Origin of the sequence: Chroococcidiopsis sp. SAG 2025 (assembly GCF_032860985.1) — a bacterium.
In the GTDB taxonomy this organism is placed as follows: domain Bacteria; phylum Cyanobacteriota; class Cyanobacteriia; order Cyanobacteriales; family Chroococcidiopsidaceae; genus Chroococcidiopsis.
In genome coordinates this window covers 2,262,987-2,279,902 of sequence record NZ_JAOCNC010000001.1, presented here as the reverse complement: position 1 = coordinate 2,279,902, position 16,916 = coordinate 2,262,987, and the positions used below count along the sequence as shown (strand labels likewise).

Here is a 16,916-nt window from a genome sequence, read left to right as displayed (position 1 = left end):
CCTGAACGAGTTTCTCGTACCAATCCCAGAGTTGTAAAAAAACCTGTATCCAAGTTTCGCTCAAAAAAGCCAAGACATCGAGCCACCCCCTCCCGAACCAATCCTCCTATTTTCTTTATCCTCAGCACAGCGTAGCCTTAAATGAACCGTATTGGGTTATGAATGGTGATGCATGTTGGTGGAGTGAAGGGCAGATGCTTTTCCGGTGTTGTCAACACTGGATGGTTGTACTGCGATAGTAGAATTGGCTCCTTGAACTTCGATCGCACCTCTAAACATGTTCATGCCGCAGGTAAACTCATATTTGCCAGGTTTGTCCGGTGTAAATTCAATTGGCGTAACTTTGTTCAGAGGTAGTTCCTGGGCAATATGAAAGTCAGGAAAACGGACTTCTTCAAGGCAACTGCTAGGATCTTTACGGTAGAAGTTGAGCCGAACTGGTTGACCCGCGATCGCTACAACTCGACTCGGTTCGTAACCGCCATCTACCGTAACTGTAACTTCTTGAATTCCTGCTTGAGTAGTTGCCTGACGAGATTTGGGCTTACTCAGCAAGAACCACCATAGCTCTAACCCAATTAATCCCAAGCCACCAACCGTGACTGCACCTTTTAACCATAAAGGTTGTTCGATGCGCTCAAACTGACTGGTGCGCTCTGATTCGGAGCGTTGCATTCCTTCGTGCGGCATTTGTGCCACTGCTGAACCCGAAGCAATCCCTAATGCCAATCCCAAACTCGCGATCGCACTTGCAATCGCCCTTTTATTCATCATTGGAAAACCTCCTATACAATCGTTCCTGGCTCCCAACAGAAACCCAAATCCTACTAATGTACCGAAAAATGTCATTTTCTTAAGCATGGTTACTTCTCCATCAAAAGTGCAATCGCGCTTCAACTCGTTTTTGGATGGAAGTTACGCAGGCGTAGTGCATTTGTCACTACAGAAACAGAACTAAATGTCATCGCCGCACCTGCAATAATCGGACTGAGCAACCAACCGAAGAAAGGAAAGAGAATACCGGCGGCGATTGGAATTCCAGCTACGTTGTAGATAAAAGCAAAGAACAGATTTTGTCTGATATTGAGAATCGTGGCACGCGAGAGTTGAATTGCCGTCACGATGCCTTGTAAGTCACCGGAAATCAGCGTGATGTCACTAGCGGCGATCGCGCCACATTCGTTCCCGTACTAATAGCAACGCCGACATCCGCTTGTGCCAATGCTGGTGCATCGTTAATGCCATCTCCCACCATCGCTACAATCTTACCTTCTGCTTGCAGATTCTGTACTTGAGCAGCGTTTTGGTCGGGACGAACTTCAGCAAAGACTCGTTTAATCCCAACTTCCCGCGCAATAACTTCTGCGGTGCGGCGGTTGTCGCCCGTAAGCATTACAACTTCCAATCCCATCCGTTGCAGCATGCGGATTGCCCCAGTCGAAGATGGTTTGACGGCATCGGAAATTCCTATAATTCTTTGGACAGTGCCATCGAGCGCAATCCAGATGACTTGTATTCCAGGCAGTGCTCGATCTCTGCCCTGGCTGCGGTATTGTCAACGCAGCCGATAATGACTGTCAGCGTATTCCATTGTTTTAGTTTATCTACCATCTGACAGTCAAAGGGTTTTTCGATCGCTTTAATGCTAATTCCAAAGGCGCTGCTGTAACGGATTGCTAGTGCTGCTGCTTTATTCATGCCGATTTCTTCAGGCAGGAATATTTGTCTGGGAATATTGCGCTCTTCTACTGTATCGAAGTCAACGATGCAGACAGATACTTGTTTTTTGGTAACGCTTTGAATTTGACAAGCGACTTTGCACAGTTCTCTAATGATACAGCTACCCGTTCCACCAGCACCGACAAGGACAAACTGAATCTGAGTATTTTGAGCCGGAATAATCGGTACTGAATTAGCAAACGATAAGTCGATTGTCATACGGCAAAAATCCAAGAGGTAGGTATGTCGAAGAAGCGATCGTAAACTCCCAATCGCACGCTAATCGCAGGACGATCGCTTAAGGAACCGATGACAGCGAAGATTCTAAACTTACCGCTTTCTTCGATATCGTCTTGAGTTGAAAGCTGGCGCTCGCGCATGGCTGTGGATTTCGATTAGAGCAGTTTCGTAAATAGAATTAAATGACGATTCCATTGCGGCAACGCTCGTGCGGCTAGCTGTTTGTGCTGGAACGTGCAGTTGCCATCGGTTGTCATAGCTCAGATAGAACAAAACTTCTCGATCGCCTGCTTCTAGGCAAATACGAAGCCATTGCCATAAAGAAAAACAAAAGACTTTGAACTCCTGGTTCCTCTCGATGCAATAGCAGATAGCCAATCAGAGCATTGTAGAGGGCAAACGAGACAACATGCAACCAAAAAACACCTTCAGAGGTCACGTCTCCCTTGCCTGCTTTGCGCTGGCGCTGGCGCGATAGTTTGGCAGCCCGTTCTAACCCATAAAACATGGCTAATCCCAAGAGCGCCAAAAGATATACGTGATATTCTAGAAACAATCTTGTGCCTGACTCAGTTCGGGCAGGATATGGACGAAAACATAGGCAACCGAGACACCGCTACTTGCAGACAGCCAAATACTGCGGACAGTCACTTCGAGAAACCGGAGTTTACCGGAAAACAGATGCACCAGAGCCAAAATGACGGCAAATAGTGCCGACAAAAAGACGATACTAGAATTAGATGTTGGTGGCTCAGCAACTGCAAACACGGCGATCGCCACAAGTCATCTAAAGTACTTTCATCACTGCTTGATATCGCTGTTGAATATCTTGCCGATCCAACTCTTGGGAAACGGCTTCCTGGCTGTCGTGTAGAATCATGTCGGCGTGGCGGCGTAGTGCCGCACGGTCTTTTTCATTTTGGGTGTAACGCGCAATAGTGGCGATCGCCTCTAATAATCGAATTACCACTCCCACATCCGATTTTCCATACTGACGAATTTGGTGAAAAGCAGCATCAACCAGTCCAACAAACGTAAATGGTTCGGCAATGACGCGCAGCTTGTTATCGTCGTCGTAGCGGTAAGCAGAAGGAATCTCCCTTTGAGCAAAATGAGATAATCCAGCACTCAATTGGTCAATACACTGAATTGCAGTTGTCGGGTCGTTGATCCCAGGAGAAATGGCACGCAGCGCGATATCAACTAATTGAGCGATCGGAAACTCGACATCCTGTTGTTCGGTGCGTTGCCTGCCAAACATAAAAGCATCGTTAATTCGCTTGCTCAATTTTCGATTGACAACATCCCCTGGAAACACCATCACTAGGTCGCTACCCTGGACAACAAACCTGCCTGGTCGCGATTTTATGTGCAATAACAAGGAGCGATCGCGAGCAATTTGCATCAATTTTTCGTCATCAATCGCTTGGAGATAACCGCTACAGTTGGCTTTAACTGGACAAGCATCTGGCTCGAAATTAGCTGGAATTGCGCGATCGTGCGGCTTGGCATTGGGCAAACTCCGCCCTAGCTTTTCGGGAAACAAGCGATCGATCGCGTCGTGAAGATCGTGACTAGCGTCCATGATGATATGAGAAACTTGAATGATCGTGGCGGCATGATGGATGAAAAAAATCAGTACGCCAATACTGGCAAGTGCCAGCAATATCCCAACTGTGACTGCGAGCTGCGGTACAAAGGAGTCGTAATCATCGCCATCACCGCGCACAGTCCGCAGTACCAGCAAGCAGTAGATGAACGTACCAATAAATGTCCCCAAGACAAGTTGATTGCCCGTATCCTGCATAAAGTTACGCAGCAAACGAGGACTGTAATTAGAAGCAGCCAGCTGAAGCGCTACGATGGTAATTGAGAAAGCAGTCGCAGCCACAGAAATCACCGAACCAGCTACAGATGAAAGCACCTCTCGCGCCCCATTAGCGCCACCTGTATAGATCCAGCCCCATTTTTCCAACGGTCCGTAGAAGCCAGCGCGATCGAGGGAAAGCATCGTAAATGCTAGGGCGATCGCTAGAACTGCCATAGTTGTTGGCAAAAACCAGTAGCTAGAGTGCAGGCGATCCCAAAGTTTGCCTAGCTTGACATTTTTCATTTGCCATCGTCCACACTGAGATTTTGGTTGCTGCTATTACCGTTTTTTGACGCTTGGATTTGGGCGATTCGTTTGAGAGAACCGCTGATACTGCGCGGTTTGGGGACTTCTTTGTTGCCAGCGGGCCACCCTTCACGCTGACGAGTGCGATCGCCATCTGTCTCTTCGGTTTGGTCGTGAAATAGGATTTGGCGTGTCGGATAAGGCAAGTCGATGCCATTTTCCACGTAGAGCTTTTGCTTGAGCGCAGAAATTACTTTGTCTCGCGAATTGAGATCGTCTATTCGTCTTGGCGGTTTAATCCACCAACGAGCGCGGATGTTAACGCTACTTTCAGCTAGTTCTAGTACCAAGACATCGGCAGCCGGATCTCGCAAAACGTCATCCACGCTATAGATTGCTTCTAGCATCAATTGCTTTGCTTGGTTAACATCGTCACCGTAGCCAATGCCGACATCGTATTCGATCCGACGAGCATCAAAAGCAGTGTTAACAGTCACCGAATTTGTAAATAATTCGGAGTTAGGAATGACAATTCGGCGACCGTCGTAAGTTCTAATTGTTGTAGCGCGTGTCTCGATGTTTTCTACTGTTCCTTCAAAGTCTTTGAAAACGATTTGATCTTCGATTTTGAAGGGTTCAGTCAATAAAATCAGAATTCCAGATAGGAAGTTTTGCAGAATGTCGCGGAAAGCAAAACCAATTGCTACACCACTAATCCCGAGTAGTTGTACTAAATCTCCGGCTCTAAATGTTGGAACAATAATTGATAGCGCCACAAATAAGCCCAGGAGAATGACGGCTCCCTGAGCCAATCGCCCCAGCACCATGCCTAAATTTCGTGCTTGCCGATGCCTGCGAGTGAGGCGTTTGACTATTACCTTCAACCAGCGAGCGGCGAAGAAAAATATAATAAAAACAACGATCGCCAAGACAATGTTTGGCAGCATGACGATCGCGCCGTCTATCAGCCCCCCAATCTTATTCCATGCTGCTGTTATTGCTGCTTGAATATCCATAGTCGTTTATCCTATTGTCTAAAATTTAAACTTTAAATTTTAGAGTTTGAATGAGCATTGTCAGTTGGATTGGTGTCAGTTCATACAGTTTAATTCGTGTTTTTACTGAGAAAACGGTAATTATTTTAATGAAAAACTGAAAAGTTAAAATCTACCTTGGGTTAGGAAAAACAATTCCAGGCAACTAAAAACTCTAATTTTGAGAACGCGAAAAATAGTCCAGCAACAAGATATTTTAACTCAACGAACGAAGAGAATTAATGCTGAGAATTTTCTTTGGTATTGCTTAGGCTATTTTCAATCTGAAGTGGAGGAAATCCAACAACGTTGTAAGTCGTCGTCGCAATTCTAATCCCAGCAGCATCGAAAGCTTTGAGAAGATCGCGGCTAACGGCATCTTTAAGATCGCGAATGCCATGTTCTCTGACGACAAAGCGGACAGTCAGTTCCAGCCAGTTGTTAGTGATGCGATAATAAACTTTGGGTGTCAAATCGTGGGAATGGAGAAAATAACGCTCGCGCATCATTTTCAATGATTCTTGGCTCATTTGATTAATATTTTCCGTATGACGGGCAGCGCATTCTAGTAAAATTTGTTCGGCGCGATCGCGATCGGCTGTATAAGAAATCGGCACGCTAATTTCTTCCCAAAGATAGGGGAAATCCTGCGTGTAGTTGTAAACTGGCTGCTCAAAAATTTTGTCATTGGTGATATTAACAACTCTACCAGTGAATTGTCGGCTTCTAACCCAACTAGGAGAAGCCGAATCTGGAAACGAAACTGGCTGTCCCATTTCCATGATTTTAGTGTGAACAAAACCCAGAGCAATTACATCACCGCGCACGCCACCCATTGTAATCCGATCGCCAACACTAAAAATATTACTCCGCAAAATCACAAAGTAGCCCGCGATCGCCGTAATCACTTTTTGCAGGGCAAAGGCTATACCTGCTGTTACTAACCCTATAACAGTAGCAAGTCGATTGGGGTTGTCAAACCAAATTTCTAGCAGCCCCAAGATTAACAATACTGCTGTAAATAGATTCAGTCCTTGCCCTGCCCAAAACCAAATTCGTCCGTTGTAGCGATCGCGTAGTGACTCTCTAATAAAAGCATTAGCTACACGACGCAGCAGCCAGAGGACAAGGAGAAAGGCTATAGTGAATAACACCTTTAGCCCGATTTCGGTATTAAAGCTAATCAAATTAAAAATTTGCTCCAACTGTTGCCTCCTGTTTCAGCCGCGATAGATGACATACATTGCACCGACATAAAGAGCGATGAGTGCCATTCCATCCCAAGTGATGTATATGTTTGCAGGACGAGCAGCGCGATAAATTAAGCCGACAATCGCTACTGAAGTCATGATCGTCGCTACCACTGCGGTAAAAATATGCACCCCAGAGATATTTGCCCAGAGATTGCCTGGGAAATAAACCAGATCGTAGATCCCCAGGATTGCTAAGTTGAAAATATTGGAGCCAAACACGTTAGAAACTGCGAGATCTAAAGCGTTAAGACGAATCGCTGCTAATCCCGCGACTGCTTCAGGTAAGGATGTCGTTGCAGCTAGCAGAAGTGCGCCGATAAAACTCTCTCCCAGTCCTGTCACTGCGGCAATGCGATCGCCTAGTGATGCCAGCCAGACACCCAGTACGACAATTGCGATCGACAGCAAGATAAATCTTAAATATGCCTGCTGGGGTTTAATATGTCGGTACTGAAAAACCTCGGCTTCTTGTTGCAGCACTTCGGCACGTCTTCGGCGCTCAAACTGGGCAAGCATACGCACGCTGAGCAAATAAAGCGCGATCGCCGCAATGCTGGGGATACCAACCCAACCCAAAGCCAAATTATTATTTGTCCGAGCTAAAAGCATTCCAGCCGCCGCCACACCTAGCAGTACAGATCCTAAACCAGCTGCTAGGGCGTGACCGATCTGCACTCGCTTTAATAGCGGTTCGGGTCCGCTAAAAATGTCCAGCAGTGCTAAAAGGAGCAGATTAAATAAACAACTACCAAATATGCCTCCTGCTGCTAAATCTGGTGCATTGAAGACAACTACCGCACTGACACCCGTAGCTAGTTCTGGTAGCGAAGTTGCACCTGCTAACAAAACTGCGCCAACCCAACTACGCCCCAAACCGCTTTTCTCTGCCAGCACGTCCGCGCTTTGGGACAACCACGTACCGACAAGAACCACCAGAATCACACACAAAACTGATTGAAGTGCCAGTAGCATCGCTACTCTCCTGATGTTGGATGCTATAGCTAGTCTCCCACAATTGCTTGACGGGCTGAATCAGGCTCAAGTTTTATTTGGTGCTTCTAACACGTTGACATCAATCAACGGTGTCACGTTAAAACCTTGTTCTAATAAGCGCGTTTGGATCTGACGGGTAAGCGTGTTGCGAATTTCCTCTGCGGATGCAGTGACTCCCGATCGACGTTGGACGTAAACCGTGCCAAGCAATGTATTCTGACCTTTAATATCTGGAGCAGTGAAACGGACGTTAGCTTCTACCAATTGGGTAGTACCGCTTGCTTCTATTACCTGCCCAATTTCAGCCGTAGCCCGCTGCGCCCTAGTAGAACGTTGAAACTGGGGTGGGTTGCTCAACTGCCAAGTTAATAAACCTATCAAGGCTGCCACAGTTACAGCCAGAGTAGCTGCAAACACCCATTGCTTGCCCCGTCGATAGCGAGATCCTTGCACGGACAAGCCAAAGACGTGAAACAACAACGCCGCAGTCAAATTAATTCCTACCAATTGCAGCAATAGGACGAACAATCCGCTCGTTGCCATATCCCACCTGCCGATCGCCACCGCCATCCCCACGAGTCCCGCAGGTGGCGCTAGTGAAGCAGCGACGAGCATTCCTACTGATGCACCAGATCCCAGGCTACTTCTTTGCGACTGCACGAGATTGAGCGCCCCAGCCGCACCTGCTGCTAATGGCAGCAACACCGCCACTGAAGATTGTTCGCTCGTTTGTACCATTTGAGTTGTGGGAATCTCCTGCCGCAGAATTAGACTGAGGAAGAGAGCGACTAGAATTGTCACGCCCAGCGCGCTAAAGTAGCGGATGATGCTGCGCTTAAGCAAAGTGATGTCTCCCCGTGCCGTCGCGATCGCCAGGTTCATCGCGGGACCCGCAAACGGTGCGATCAGCATCGCGGCAACGAGCAGATAGCTAGTATTCGTATACAAGCCAATCCAAACGACCACACCCGCAGCAGCAGCATAACCTAGAAAGCCTTTCCACGAACCGACGCTTTGCAAACCAGCCAAAAAGATTTCAATTGGGCTGCGAAGTTCTACATTTGTGACTTGCTGCGGTGCTTCTTCTGGCGGTGGCTGTAGCGCCATCACTCCCTGCGGGATCAGCGTGACGTGCAGTTGCGGCAGAGATTCCAACTCTCCCAGCAGTCCTTCAACCTTGCTATTAGAGATGTGGGCGATCGCTAAGTCGATCGCGCCATTGCTCCCAGTTGCCTCAAATAGTGCCAAATTTGCCCCGTCAAAAGCCTTGGCAGTTTCCAGCACTTGTTTGCCACAACCACGCGGAACTTGTATTAGTAACTGACGCACGTTATCCTCATACTTAATGCGATCGCGCAAATATCAAAACTATTGCAGTTCCTAAAATATATTCTGGTTTAGAATCCGGCAAAGTTATAACCAACTCCGATTAACAGCCCGACATCTGTATCGTCTAGAAAAGCTGCATTCACAGCCGCAGTTGCCGTAAAGCGATCGGATAGAGGCACGTCCACGCCACCCGTGAGTAGGAAACCAACATCTGCATCGTCGCTCGCTTCAATTGCAACACCGCCTCCTAGATAGGAAGCTATAGACAAAGTTTCATCTAAAGGATCTACCGAGCGGAAGGAAAAATCGTAGGTGAGGGGAAGCAGAATTACCGGATCGTCTTCAATGGCTACTGAGGGTCGTGCCGATAGTACATTTGCTAACCCAATTTTGCTGATGACTGCAAAGCTACTTTCACCGATCGCGGAGTCGCCACCTAAACCAATATTACCAGCAACACCGAGATAACTAGAGCCGCCACGGGTAGCTTGACCTGGATCGAGATCGATATCTGGGCTAGGGTCGTTCTCAGTCGGAGCGGGACTTGGGGTAGGATCGGGATCGACTTGAGCGACATTGGTAGCTAAAGCTGCTGCCTTCGTTGACGTTGTGCCAGGGGTAGGTACAGACTGGGTATTGCTGCGAGTCATTGTTTGTGCTTGTGCCGACAATCCGCTACCAAAGACAGCGATGCCCGTGGCTATTGGTGCTAACAATGCTAGACTCAGTGGCAGCGAAAGTCGTCGTGAAAAAATACTATTCACAGTGCCTCCCAATTAAATATTCTTGAATCGCCTCAGTATGTTTTTGTGTTTGAGTAGTAAATAGCGTTGCGCGATCGCCGTAACGATTTAGCAATTTTTCAGTGAAAACTTGACTAAATCGCTCATAAGACACGCAACGCTGGCATTTGTTGAAACAGGAGTTATGAACAACAGTTAACTCAGTTTAACTACCTGTGTTTTGAAGTTAGATCCAAATAGTGGAAAAGTCGGGGAGATTTGGGCGAAATTTTCAAAAAATCGATCTTAAAGCTTAGACAGTCATAGCAACTTCCTGAAAGGTTGAGTGTATTTCGTTTACCAGCATTCTTGGCTGCCTATTAGGGAATTCAAACTGAGCAGAATCGTTCGCTCGATTTCGCACGCTAGGCAACACGAGTAACTAAACTGTGGATAGATGTCAAACTATTTCAATCTGTAAACATAGAAATAAATACATTTTTGTTTGAGAATAAAAACGATGAAAGGTAAAATTATTGCTGCTGTAGGAGCATTTGCGGCTCTGACAGGCTTTGCTAGTTCGGCTCACGCTCAATCGACGCAAGATATAACTTTATCTGGCGATTCTCTTGAGGTGGAAAATTTAACAGTTAGAGATGATTACACGGAATTTTTCAGGAGAGGAGGCGATCGCGAAAACATCCGATTAAATTCTAGAAATCCTAATTTGAGTCAAGATGATGGTGTTTTCTACGATGGAGATGATGGCGTGTGGCAGATTAGCGATCGCCTTGAGTTACAGGTCAACGAACCAATTGCACCTCTAGTTTTCCCTGCTTTTCCACGACAAGATGGAGCATCAATAGTTAACGATATTGATAGGGCAGAGTTGCAATACGAGTTGCTTGAATAAATATATGCTCTGCAAAAATCTTCTATCTATTCTCGCGAATGAGATTGGTGCTGTTAAAAGTATTTGCCATCAGTTCCAATCAGTTTAGCAGCACCCAGCACCGTAATACTTAATGCCAGGGTGTATCCGAGGAAAGACTTACTTTCAATGGTATGTTTGTTTTCAGCCCACTCTAAAAGACGACCAGCCAAATAACCCAAAAGTGCGCCAAATAAAATTGCTGCACTGACTTCCCACAATTAAGACGTGAAAGAACCAATGAGAAATAGCTTCCGTCGGAGGTCGTTGTATCATCAAAATTGCCAACAGGACAAACGGATAACCCAAACCATCATTCCAACCCGATTCAGCTAAGATAATATGGCGCAAGCGTGCTGGTAGATTTTCTTTCGCTACCACACCTGTAACAATTGAGGAGGCGACAATCGGATCGGTAGGTGTAATTGCTGCCCCTGCTAGCATTGCCTCCCAAAAGGGGAGATTTAAGATAAAATAGATCGACAAACCGCTACACAGCCAGATCGAGAACATGACTGGTAGTAGAAGCACCAAAAGCGATCGCACTGATACAAAGTATAGTTTTTGGGCAATCTGAGTGCTACGCCCATCAAACCGATGGCTAGAGTCAAGCGGGCTGCTTGCTCGATCAGCGTCTCTTGGGCGATCCCCCAGCGATCGGGGTGAAGTAATCCGAACGCGGCTGGACTTAGTAGAATGCCGCATACCAACGCCGTTAGTGGTTCTGATGCCCACCACGTTCGTCTGAATAAGTCGGATACTAGTCCGATGAACAGAACTACCCTACCGACAGCCACTAATAGACTTCTTGCAAAAGGGTAGGGAGAGATGGCAAAAGTAGGTTAGAGGAGGAAATTCCATGACCTACGAACAGGTGAAAAATCTAAAGCCAGAAGACTTCAAGCGACTATGTGGTGTGCATCGGGAGACTTTTAGTCACATGGTGGAGGTAGTGAAAACGCATAGCCCACCAAAACAAAAAACTGGTAGACCTGGAAAATTGAGTTTAGAAGACCAATTGTTAATGACATTAGAATACTTGAGAGAGGATCGCACCTACTTCCATATTGGTCAATCCTGGGGAGTAAATGAGTCTACAGCTTACAGAATTATTCGGAGAATTGAAGACACACTACTCGCCTTGCTGAGCGTTCACGCTTCCTGGAAAAAAACAGCTCCAGAAAGTAGATACCTTCCTTGAGGTGGTAGTGGTTGATGTGACAGAAACTCCGCTCTTATCGTCCAAAAAAAAACAAAAGCGATTCTGAGCGTGGAAAAAAGAAAAATCACACTCTTAAGTCACAAGTCATCGTAGATTTTTCTAGTGGAGAAATTGTCTGTACTGCACATGGCAAAGGGAGAGAGCATGACTTCCGAATATTCAGGCATCAGCAAAGTAGGACTCAAAGCAAATATAGAATGTCTCAACGATTTGCTTTAAGATTTAATCTCATAGCTGGGTTGTACAATTATGAGCTTCGTCTCACAAAAACTGGGTTAGTTTAACTGACTTTTGCAAGAGGTCTGTTGTGGCAGTGGGTGCAAATGTTTGGTCAGCAATCGATGCGGCAATTGTCAGGGCAACTTCAGCAGTTGGCAGATGGGGTTGAACCAATGCTAGAACCATTGGACTCCACTGTTGTCACTCTGCCGTTAGCCATTGCTGCTGATGGAGTGATAGTCCCGTTTCGGTCATCCCCAGGCACAACCAGTGGCAAGAGCGTAGCCGCGAGAAATCAAAGTGGCGATTTTGGTACGGCTGGGTCAACATCTCACCCGCTCTCACAACACTGTCACTCGATTGTATCAGCGTCGGGTGGTGGCTGTATGCGGGGAGATCTCTGCCTTACAGTCCCGATGACAACTGGAAGCATTTCGTCAAGGCATCGTTCACGCCTGCCAGGTCATTTGGATTAGTGATGGCGCTAGTGGCTTCTGGCGGCTATTCCAACAGAGTTTTGCTGCGCCGTGCGATTGGAATTCTTGATTTTTATCACGCTGTGGGACACTGATGGCGTGCAGCCGATGCCTATGGTAAAAACAATAGGCGCGCTCCACAGCAGTGGTTTCAACGCCTGCGTCATCAACTGCGGCATGGTTACGTGCATCGCATTCTTAAAGAATTGAGCTATCTGTTACAGTATCGCTCAACACCTGAGTCTGCTAAACCTGTTTTGTTCCAGGTGCGCGATTATCTCCAGACACATTTCGCTCATTTACAATATCGCTCCTTCAAACAGATGGGGCTACCTATCGGCAGCGGCATGGTTGAAAGCACCTGCAAGTGGTTGATTCAACAACGTTTCAAAGGTGTGGGCATGCGTTGGAGTCAGGCTGGGTTTAATCATTTGTTGCATCTACGTCTTGCTTGGGCAAATCATCGATTTGATGCTTTATTTGCTAACCACTCATTCGCACCGACCCTGTACTCCCCCAACCATTAGATGCGCCCAAGGGCAAGGTAGTACAGTCCGATTTGTAAGTCGATTTCGTCAGCAGAGGATAGCTTGACTTATGCGCGTAGATTTGTAGTCAATCAGTTCCAGCCCATCGTCCAGGTAGTCGAGGCGGTCGTAACGCCCTGTGAGCGCAAACTCTAAACTCGCCACCTGCAAGCTTGCCTGAATTTTGCCTTCTACTGCCAAGGGTTTGTGAATCGCAGTTTTAGAGGCGATGAAGTTCTGGTAGTAGGTTTCTAAAATTTGCTTGCCATCCTCAGCCTGGGCAGGACTCAAACTAGTTGAGCGTTGCCTCCAGCAATCCAGCATCCAATCCATCCTGGGTAAAGGCTCTTGGTAGTGCCAATTACCATAAACCAGGGCGAGGGTTTGGTGAAGTGCTGTTCCCAATGCTGCCGAGCCAAAGAACGCATTGTTTTTCAGTCCTAACTCGTACCTGAACTGATATGCCTGCGGACAGCGATGGTAGGTTTGCAACTTGGTGGCTGAAATTTGGTAAGCCATGAGCTGGAGGTATGAAAAGCAGCTTTTGGGTCATCTTACATTGTTTTCTGCTGCCATTGAAATTATCAGACAGCAAAACCCAAGGCTAAAGGGTTAAGCAGTGCCGAGTTTTGGAGATATTTTAGCAGTAGCGATCGTGGTGAGCGATCGCCATCATCAGCAGATGAAGGTCGAGCGGCGATCGATTACCAGGTTTGATTAATTAATGTTTAGTGTCAGTCATCTGACTTAAGGCGCGTTATAAAGAGCGCAGCAGAATAAATAGTTATGTTGGGTTAACACATAATTGCAGGAGAGCAGAAGATGTCTAATTCAAGTATTGCAAAAGGTAGCTGTTTATGCGGAGCGGTAAGCCTTTCTACAACCAGCATCGATCGTCATATAGCAGCGTGTCATTGTAGTATGTGTCGTAAATGGGGTGGAGGAGCTTTGTTAGCAGTTGAGTGTGGCAGCGATGTCAGCTTTAAGGGTGAAGAAAATATCGGAATTTATCAATCTTCAGAATGGGCGGAACGTGGATTCTGTAACAAGTGCGGTAGCCATTTATTTTATAGATTGAAACAGAATCACCAATACTATATACCAGCAGGGATTTTTGATAATGATGAAGGTCTTGTGTTCGAGCATCAGGTTTTTATCGACGAAAAACCAGCTTATTACTCCTTTGCCAATGAAACTAAGAACATGACAGGGGCAGAGTTATTTGCACAGTTTGCACCTCCATCGTCCCAGTCATGATTTTGGTTCAAAAAGCTGCAATGAATCTACGCCATCGCTCGTGAGTAGTTAATGACAAGTTTTCGATCGTTGTAACTAACACGTATGCGCGGCGAGCAATTGCTAAACAGATTATTAGAGCTGGACTTCGTGCAGCCGATACTCTAAAAATCGGCGTTCGCTGTCATTGGTGACCAGTGTTAGCGCCCGCGTGTAGCTGTGGGCAGCTGGCTCTAAGGCTCCGACACGTCGCAGCAGATCGGCACGGGTGGCGTGGAACAGGTGATAGCTGTCGAGTTGGGTGGCAAGCGCATCGACCAGTTCGATCGCCGCTGAAGCTCCTTCTACCATAGCGATCGCCACTGCCCGATTCAGCGACACGATCGGCGAAGGCTGCAAGCGTTGGAGCAAATCGTAGAGTCGCACGATCTGCGCCCAATCTGTTTCTTCGGCTCGCGCCGCTTGACAATGAAGTGCCGCGATCGCCGCTTGCAATGCAAACACACCCGTGCCGCCGCGCAATGCCTCTTCCACCAATGGCAACGCCTGGGCAATCTGTTGTCGATCCCAGCGTTGACGATCTTGATCTTCGAGCAGCACCAGATCGCCTGCTTCGTCCAACCGAGCATCGCGCCGCGAGTCATGCAACAACATCAGCGCCACCAGTGCCGTGACTTCTGAGGGCGGTTGCGGTAACATCAGCGTCCGCACCAGTTGCCCCAACCGAATTGCTTCCGCGCAGAGGTCAGCCCTCACCATTACCTCGCCTTTGGTCGCCGCGTAGCCTTCATTAAAAATGAGATAAATCGTCGTCAGCACCGCATCTACCCGTGGGGATAGATCGCTAATATCTGGCACCTTGTAGGGAATCCCTGCATCCCGAATCTTGCGCTTGGCACGCACCAGCCGTTGTGCCATTGTCGCTGTGGGTACGAGAAACGCGCGGGCAATTTCGTCTGTTTCCAGTCCACCCAACATTCGCAGCGTCAGAGCAACCTGAGCCTCGATCGCCAGTGCTGGGTGGCAGCAGGTGAAGATCAGTCTTAGTCGATCGTCTGGAATTTCTTCACTGTCGTAGGTCGGTTCCTCGCTGGTGGGAATTAACCCAGATGCGGCATACCATTCCAGTTTCTCGGTCAGCCGCGTCCGGCGGCGGAGGCGATCGATCGCTTTGTACCGAGCTGTTTTGATCATCCAGGCACGGGGAAGAGCGGGAATGCCACTGGAGTGCCACTGACTCGCGGCGGCTGTAAATGCTTCCTGTGCTGCTTCTTCGGCTATGTCAAAATCACCAACCAGCCGGATTAACGTGGCGACGATCCGCCCCCACTCAGCCCGATAAACGGCGGCGATCGCTTGAGATACATCTGCTGACTTTGCGTTTGGAGCCATATCCGATCCAAAAAATTTTTGCGCTAGGTGTCGATTTGAGCAGTTACCGTTCGACTTACTTATAAAGGGAAAAACGCAGGTAGATCGCACTCGGATCTGATGATAAAAAATTTTTGCGCTAGGTGTCGATTTGAGCGATCGCCGTTCGACTAACTTACAAAGGGAAAAACGGAGGCAACCTGATGAAATACCTACTGCTAATTTACATGGAAGAAGATGCCTTGAGCGAAACCGAGCGGCAGCATTGTTATGTAGAATCGGCACAGTTGGCGCAGCAGCTCAACTCGAAGGGACAGTATCTCGCCACCGCCCCACTCCACCCTGTTGCAACAGCCACTAGCGTTCGAGTGCGTGACGGCAAGCCGCTGGTGACCGACGGACCCTTTGCAGAAACCCGCGAACAATTGGGTGGGTTTTTCCTGATTAATGCCCAAGATCTCGACGAAGCGATCGCGATTGCCAGTCAAATCCCAGGTGCGCGAGTCGGCACTGTTGAAATCCGTCCCGTAATTGAAGTCGCAGGCTTGCCAGAGAGTTAGCGTCTGCTAGTTTCAGCTCGCCCCAGTTTTGCCAATAGCTCCGCTCCAACTGTCCAGAACCTTGACCCCACTAACTGAAAACCCAAGGAGATACTTCACATGCGATTTATGTTGCTCATGATTCCTAAAGGCTACGAGAGTGCGGCTCCAGGAGCTATGCCCGATGCCAAAGCGGTGGAAGCCATGATGAAATACAACGAATCACTTGCATCTGCTGGCGTACTGCTTACACTTGATGGGCTTCACCCGCCTTCAATGGGTGCGCGGGTGACATTCAATGGAGGAAATCCAAAAGTGACCCAAGGGGTTCTCCCAGATGTAAAAGAGGTGCTGGGTGGCTACTGGATGATTCAAGTGGACTCGAAAGAGGAAGCGATTGAATGGGCTTCTCGCTGTCCTGCTTCAGACGACGAGACGATCGAAATCCGTCAAGTGCAGGAATTTGATGATTTCCCTGCGGAGATTCAGCAAACTGTAGACCAGTTTCCAGAAATGTCAGCTTCAAATACCACAACAGCAACAGGAAGCACCCAGACAACCAATGAAGCTCAAATTCGCCAACTGATTGCCGAGCAACAGCGTGCCATTTGCACGAAAGACGTAGAGCGGATCGTGTCTCGCTATGCTAATGAGGTGATTCTCTTTGATGTCAAACCTCCATTCCAAACCAAAGGTAAAGACGCGGTGCGTCAATTATGGCAAGACTGTTTGCCTTACTTTCCAGACGCTTTCGAGATGGAAACCCGCGACCTCACCATTACCGTTAATGACAACTTAGCTACTGCACACTGGCTATTTCGCTTTAAGGGGGAACAAGACCATCCCGCCATGCAAACGTGGATGCGCGCCACCGCTGTTTGCCAGAAAGAGCGGGACGACTGGCAGATTTTACACGAACACATCTCGGTGCCATTTCATCTAGAGACTTCTCAAGCAGTCTTCACCCTCAACCCATAGAAATTTTATCG

19 protein-coding genes and 3 pseudogenes are annotated in these 16,916 nt (G+C 47.7%); 7 read left to right on the top strand and 15 right to left on the bottom strand.

The annotated features are described in order from the left end of the window. Positions 1–156: 156 nt before the first annotated feature. The 11 genes and pseudogenes from N4J56_RS11040 to N4J56_RS10980 form a co-directional block, all read right to left on the bottom strand. Positions 157–774 carry a cupredoxin domain-containing protein gene (locus tag N4J56_RS11040; RefSeq protein WP_317106500.1) on the bottom strand — a complete coding sequence of 206 codons (618 nt, stop codon included), beginning with the start codon at positions 772–774 and terminating at the stop codon, positions 157–159. A 119-nt stretch (positions 775–893) separates the two neighbouring features. Beyond that, positions 894–1,519, bottom strand: a pseudogene (locus N4J56_RS40950) (HAD-IC family P-type ATPase); the annotation flags it as partial. Further along, the gene (locus N4J56_RS11025) at positions 1,468–1,938 is read right to left on the bottom strand and encodes a ThiF family adenylyltransferase (protein ID WP_317106498.1); all 471 of its coding nucleotides are present in this window, start codon (positions 1,936–1,938) and stop codon (positions 1,468–1,470) included. The gene N4J56_RS11025 and the pseudogene N4J56_RS40950, both read right to left, overlap by 52 nt. Next, positions 1,935–2,099 (bottom strand): hypothetical protein, encoded by a 165-nt coding sequence (locus N4J56_RS11020; protein ID WP_317106497.1) that lies wholly within the window; start codon positions 2,097–2,099, stop codon positions 1,935–1,937. The genes N4J56_RS11025 and N4J56_RS11020 overlap by 4 nt, the downstream gene beginning before the upstream one ends. Positions 2,100–2,266: 167 nt before the next feature. Then, a pseudogene (locus N4J56_RS40945) lies at positions 2,267–2,727 on the bottom strand (hypothetical protein); the annotation flags it as partial. A gap of 19 nt (positions 2,728–2,746) precedes the next feature. Beyond that, positions 2,747–4,072, bottom strand: coding sequence for a DUF2254 domain-containing protein (locus N4J56_RS11005; RefSeq protein ID WP_317106494.1), 1,326 nt, complete (start codon positions 4,070–4,072; stop codon positions 2,747–2,749). Then, positions 4,069–5,091, bottom strand: coding sequence for a mechanosensitive ion channel family protein (locus N4J56_RS11000; protein ID WP_317106493.1), 1,023 nt, complete (start codon positions 5,089–5,091; stop codon positions 4,069–4,071). Before N4J56_RS11000 ends, N4J56_RS11005 begins: the two co-directional genes overlap by 4 nt. A gap of 257 nt (positions 5,092–5,348) precedes the next feature. Next, entirely contained in the window at positions 5,349–6,314 is a 966-nt protein-coding gene (locus N4J56_RS10995; protein ID WP_317106492.1) for a mechanosensitive ion channel family protein, read from the bottom strand. Between the two features lie 15 nt (positions 6,315–6,329). Continuing rightward, positions 6,330–7,334: a hypothetical protein gene (locus tag N4J56_RS10990; protein WP_317106491.1), complete on the bottom strand. Its 1,005-nt coding sequence runs from the start codon at positions 7,332–7,334 to the stop codon at positions 6,330–6,332. Between the two features lie 66 nt (positions 7,335–7,400). Beyond that, entirely contained in the window at positions 7,401–8,684 is a 1,284-nt protein-coding gene (locus N4J56_RS10985) for a DUF389 domain-containing protein (protein ID WP_410500474.1), read from the bottom strand. Positions 8,685–8,752: 68 nt separating this feature from the next. Further along, positions 8,753–9,448: a hypothetical protein gene (locus tag N4J56_RS10980; protein ID WP_317106489.1), complete on the bottom strand. Its 696-nt coding sequence runs from the start codon at positions 9,446–9,448 to the stop codon at positions 8,753–8,755. A gap of 478 nt (positions 9,449–9,926) precedes the next feature. On the opposite strand from N4J56_RS10980, the gene N4J56_RS10975 reads away from it, so the two are divergent. After that, positions 9,927–10,319: a hypothetical protein gene (locus N4J56_RS10975; RefSeq protein ID WP_317106488.1), complete on the top strand. Its 393-nt coding sequence runs from the start codon at positions 9,927–9,929 to the stop codon at positions 10,317–10,319. 162 nt (positions 10,320–10,481) lie between these two features. Here the strand turns inward: N4J56_RS10975 and N4J56_RS10970 are convergent, their stop codons facing one another. Both N4J56_RS10970 and N4J56_RS10965 read right to left on the bottom strand, forming a co-directional pair. Continuing rightward, on the bottom strand, positions 10,482–10,850 hold the full coding sequence (locus tag N4J56_RS10970; RefSeq protein WP_317106487.1) for a cation:proton antiporter: 369 nt from the start codon (positions 10,848–10,850) through the stop codon (positions 10,482–10,484). Then, on the bottom strand, positions 10,802–11,134 hold the full coding sequence (locus N4J56_RS10965) for a hypothetical protein (protein WP_317106486.1): 333 nt from the start codon (positions 11,132–11,134) through the stop codon (positions 10,802–10,804). The genes N4J56_RS10970 and N4J56_RS10965 overlap by 49 nt, the downstream gene beginning before the upstream one ends. A gap of 62 nt (positions 11,135–11,196) precedes the next feature. Between N4J56_RS10965 and N4J56_RS10960 the strand changes: the two are divergent. The 3 genes and pseudogenes from N4J56_RS10960 to N4J56_RS10950 all read left to right on the top strand — a co-directional run bounded on the left by N4J56_RS10960 (position 11,197) and on the right by N4J56_RS10950 (position 12,781). Then, positions 11,197–11,843, top strand: a pseudogene (locus N4J56_RS10960) (transposase family protein). A gap of 39 nt (positions 11,844–11,882) precedes the next feature. Further along, positions 11,883–12,254 (top strand): hypothetical protein, encoded by a 372-nt coding sequence (locus N4J56_RS10955; RefSeq protein ID WP_317106485.1) that lies wholly within the window; start codon positions 11,883–11,885, stop codon positions 12,252–12,254. 185 nt (positions 12,255–12,439) lie between these two features. After that, entirely contained in the window at positions 12,440–12,781 is a 342-nt protein-coding gene (locus N4J56_RS10950) for a hypothetical protein (protein WP_317106484.1), read from the top strand. A gap of 48 nt (positions 12,782–12,829) precedes the next feature. Here N4J56_RS10950 and N4J56_RS10945 read toward each other — a convergent pair whose 3' ends face one another. Beyond that, positions 12,830–13,300 (bottom strand): RecB family exonuclease, encoded by a 471-nt coding sequence (locus N4J56_RS10945; protein WP_317106483.1) that lies wholly within the window; start codon positions 13,298–13,300, stop codon positions 12,830–12,832. A gap of 303 nt (positions 13,301–13,603) precedes the next feature. Here N4J56_RS10945 and N4J56_RS10940 point away from each other — a divergent pair, with 303 nt between their 5' ends. Next, on the top strand, positions 13,604–14,038 hold the full coding sequence (locus tag N4J56_RS10940) for a GFA family protein (RefSeq protein ID WP_317106482.1): 435 nt from the start codon (positions 13,604–13,606) through the stop codon (positions 14,036–14,038). Between the two features lie 114 nt (positions 14,039–14,152). On the opposite strand, the gene N4J56_RS10935 is transcribed toward N4J56_RS10940, so the two are convergent. Then, complete coding sequence (locus tag N4J56_RS10935; protein WP_317106481.1) at positions 14,153–15,409, bottom strand: RNA polymerase sigma factor; 1,257 nt, start codon at positions 15,407–15,409, stop codon at positions 14,153–14,155. 182 nt (positions 15,410–15,591) lie between these two features. On the opposite strand from N4J56_RS10935, the gene N4J56_RS10930 reads away from it, so the two are divergent. After that, entirely contained in the window at positions 15,592–15,948 is a 357-nt protein-coding gene (locus tag N4J56_RS10930) for a YciI family protein (protein WP_317106480.1), read from the top strand. A 99-nt stretch (positions 15,949–16,047) separates the two neighbouring features. Continuing rightward, the gene (locus tag N4J56_RS10925; protein ID WP_317106479.1) at positions 16,048–16,905 is read left to right on the top strand and encodes a YciI family protein; all 858 of its coding nucleotides are present in this window, start codon (positions 16,048–16,050) and stop codon (positions 16,903–16,905) included. Positions 16,906–16,916 lie beyond the last annotated feature (11 nt).